The sequence below is a fragment of the Thalassolituus sp. UBA2009 genome, from assembly GCF_002335285.1.
Lineage (GTDB): Bacteria > Pseudomonadota > Gammaproteobacteria > Pseudomonadales > Oceanobacteraceae > Venatoribacter > Venatoribacter alkanivorans.
On sequence record NZ_DDCJ01000005.1, the window covers coordinates 75009 to 76229 of the forward strand.

The 1221-nt window shown below is 53.6% G+C and carries 1 protein-coding gene; it reads right to left on the reverse strand.

The annotated features are described in order from the left end of the window. Positions 1-1221, reverse strand: a 1221-nt coding sequence (locus tag B3P58_RS00565) for a flotillin family protein (RefSeq protein WP_286715207.1), incomplete at both ends; no start/stop codon positions are given.

A 1221-nucleotide genomic window follows, 5' to 3' on the forward strand; every position in this document is an offset into this window, starting at 1 on the left:
GCGTACTTCTCACGGTCGGCTTCCACTTTAATACGGATAGCATCGGCTTCGGCGTTGGCCTGCAGACGCAGCGCTTCGGCTTTATCTTCGGCGGCCATTTTTTCAGCTTCGGCGGCGATTTTTACCCCGGTCGCCTGACGTTCCGCTTCTTTCTGCGCTTCAATCAGCTCGATGGCTTTGTCACGCTCAGCAATTTCCACCTGTTTGGCAGTCGTTACTTTTTCTTCTGCACGCACCGCTTCCGAACGGGCCTCGTTCGCCAGTTTATCGGCCAGCGACTGCTCTTTCGATTTTTCGGCAACCGCAATGGCACGTTCCTGCTCAGCAATTTCCAGTGATTTCTGTTTCTGGATCTGACGTTCTTCCAGCTGACGCTCACGCTCAATTTCCTGCTCGCGCAGGCGGCGGTCTTTTTCAATTTCCAGCAATAATGTTGCCTGATCGGCGGCGATACGCGACTGGTCAATTTCCCGCTGCGCTTCAATTTCGGCCTGTTTGGCACTACGTTCTTTATCTGCGCGCTCTTTGGCGATTTCAGCCTGCTGATCGGCTTCGCGGGTGGCAATTTCGCGTTCCTGCTCCATTTTGGCGTAGCGGGTTTCACGCTCAATCTGCAGACGCTGACGTTCGGCTTCAAGGTTTTTCTGTTCGATCAGTACACGGGTTTCCTGCTCAATTTCGTTCACTTCCTTACGGCGTGATTCAATCGAACGGGTCATACGCGCCAGACCTTCGGCATCGAACACGTTATCGGGTGAGAAGAATTCACGTGGCGTCTGATCCAGACCGGTCAGGGAAACAGACTCCAGTTCCAGACCGTTTTTCAGCAGGTCTTCGCTCACGACCTGCTGTACTTTCTGTACAAACTGGCTGCGCTGTTCGTGCAGTTCCGCCATTTCCATTTCTGCCGCCACCGAACGCAGGGCATCAACGAATTTACCTTCGATCATTTCTTTCAGTGCATCCGGGTCCAGCGTACGCGCACCCAGAGTTTGTGCCGCGTTGGCAATGGCATCCGCATCGGGTTTAACGCGCAGATAAAATTCGGCCAGTACGTCAACACGCATACGGTCTTTGGTAATCAGCGCCTGCTGTTCTTTACGCGATACCGCCAGACGCAGGGTGTTCATATTGACGGGAATAATTTCATGCAATACCGGCAGCACCATCGCCCCGCCGTTCATAATGACTTTCTGCCCGCCCATACCGGTACGGACAAAA